We start from the raw sequence: 2,308 nt of genomic DNA, 5'->3' as shown, positions 1-2,308 counted from the left end.
CCGCGGACCTGCCGGCGGCGCTCGAAGCGGGCCTCGCGGCGCTCTCCGGGATGAGCCACGCCGACCGCGAACTGATCGTCGTCAGCGATCTGCAAACCGGCGCCCTCCCCGCGGATGCCGCCGACGCCTTCCGCCGCGGCGTGGACGACCTCGATCTCCCGCCCGCCCTCACCCTGCTGCCGGTCGGCGAGGGATCGGGGAACGCCCTCGAAAACGTCTCCGTCGAGCAGATCGAATCGCCGGCCCGGCCGGTGGGCGTGGGCCGGCCCGTGCGGCTGCGGGCCACGCTGCGGAACCATGCGACGACCGATCGCACGGTGCGAGCCGTGTTAAGCGTCGACGGCGCCGAGGCCGGCGTGCAGTCGGTCGTGGTGCCGGCCGGCGGTACGGTCGGGGCGTTGTTCGTGCACCCCTTCGACGCCCCCGGCACGCACGCCGTCGCCGTCACCGCGACGCCCGGCGACGCCCTCCCCGCGGACGACGTCGGCCGCACCGCCGTCCGCGTGCTCGGCCGACTGCCCGTGCTGCTGGTGGACGGCGCCCCGTCGAACAGGCCGCTCGCGGGAGAGACCGATTTCCTCTCCATCGCCCTCACCCCGCTGTCGTTCGGCGCCGCCAATCTGGAAGGAGGGAAAGCCGCGGACCTGATCGAAACAAGTACCCTCGCCCCCAGCGAACTGACCGCCGAAGCGCTCGCCGAGGCCCGTCTGGTCGTGCTGGCGAACGTCGATCGGCTGACGGACGACGCGCTGACCGCCCTGACGGAGTTCGTCCAGACCGGCGGTTCGCTACTGATCGCCGCCGGCGACAAAGTCGATCTGCGTTGGCACCGCGATCGGCTCTTCAACGACGGCGCCGGCTTGCTGCCGCGGGCGTGGACCGGCGTGGCGGGCGGCGACGACGCGGCGTCCCGCGTGCTGGCGGAGCGGTTCGATCACCCGGCGCTCGAACCCTTCAACGACCCGGCCAACGGCGATCTTACCACGGCCCCCGTGCGTCGCTGGATGACGGTGGAACAACCCAAGCAGGACGCCGACGACGCTTCGGAGCAGAACGGCGGCCGCGTGGTCGCCCGGTTGGACACCGCGGACCCGCTGCTGATCGTCAAGCCGTTCGGTCGCGGCACGGTGGTGCAGATGACGACCGCGGTGGATGCGGACTGGTCCGATCTGCCGCTGCGGCCGTCGTTCGTGCCGCTGATGCAGGGGCTCGCCGCGACGCTGGCGACCCGCCCGGCGCCGCCCGCGACGCTCGTTCCGGGCGAACCGGCCATCGCCTCCGTGCCCGCCGCGGTGGAAGCCGTCGCCGCCGTCGCCCCGGACGGGCGTCGCTCCTCCGTCACCGCCGTTGAGTCGAGCGAGGAAGAAGTCGATGAGGGCGACGGCGCCCCGGTCGTGCGGCTCGCCCGCTACGAAAACACCCGCCTGCCCGGCTTCTATGAACTCTCCTGGCCGAGCGCCGGTCCCGACGACCCGGCGATCGCTCGCTTCGCCGTCTCCGCCGACCCGCGGGAGTCGGTCCCCGGCACGCTGAGCGAAGCGGAAGGCGCCGCGCTCGCGGAGCGCCTCGGCGCGACGATCGTCACCTCCGCCGCGGAGTACCGCGCCCGGGACGATCGCCGCCGGCACGGCAGCGAACTCTGGCGCTGGGTCCTCGCCGGGCTGCTGGCGGCGCTGTTCCTCGAATTGATTCTTCAACAGCGGTTCAGCATGGTGCCGGGCGGCAGGTCGCTCGGCGCCGGAACGCCGGACGCCGCGGCGGGGGGGACGCGATGAGCCTGTTTGCTCCGAGAACCTTGCTCGCCCAGACGACGGACGGCCCGGAGATCGGCGGGACCGCGTTGCGGTTCGTCGGGCCGCTGCCGCTGTGGGCGGGGTTGCTGCTGGCCGCGGCCGCCGCGGCGCTGGCGTGGCGGTTCTATCTGCGGGAGGCGTCGCACCTGTCGAAGGGCTATCGCTGGGGGCTGCCGGGGCTGCGATCGCTGGCGTTCGCGCTGGGCGTGCTGTTGCTGTGCGCCCCGGTGCTGACGCACACCCGCATCGAGGGCGAACTGGGCCGGGTCCGCGTGCTGGTGGACGGATCCGACAGCATGACCCGCTTCGATCGGCACCTCCCCGACGCCCGCAAGGTCCGACTCGCCGAGGCGCTCGGCCGACTGCCCGGCGGCACCGCCGACCGCTTCGACGCGACCCCGCCCGAAGATCGCCCGACCGGCGATCGGGCCTTGGAGAACGCGACCGCCGCCGTCGACCCCCTGCCCCGCTGGCGGCGGGCGGACCTGCTGCTCGCCGAGGCGCCGTCCGCCAAC

1 protein-coding gene and 1 pseudogene are annotated in these 2,308 nt (G+C 73.7%); both read left to right on the top strand.

Features of this window, described 5'->3' with window-relative positions; genetic code table 11:
* Positions 1-1,775, top strand: a 1,775-nt coding sequence (locus LzC2_RS21155) for a hypothetical protein (protein ID WP_171190004.1), incomplete at its 5' end; no start/stop codon positions are given.
* Between the two features lie 20 nt (positions 1,776-1,795).
* A pseudogene (locus LzC2_RS21150) lies at positions 1,796-2,308 on the top strand (hypothetical protein); the annotation flags it as partial.

The organism is Alienimonas chondri, assembly GCF_013036045.1.
Taxonomy (GTDB): domain Bacteria; phylum Planctomycetota; class Planctomycetia; order Planctomycetales; family Planctomycetaceae; genus Alienimonas; species Alienimonas chondri.
Note: the sequence above shows the minus strand (reverse complement) of the source record. Positions and strands in the feature narration are given on the sequence as shown.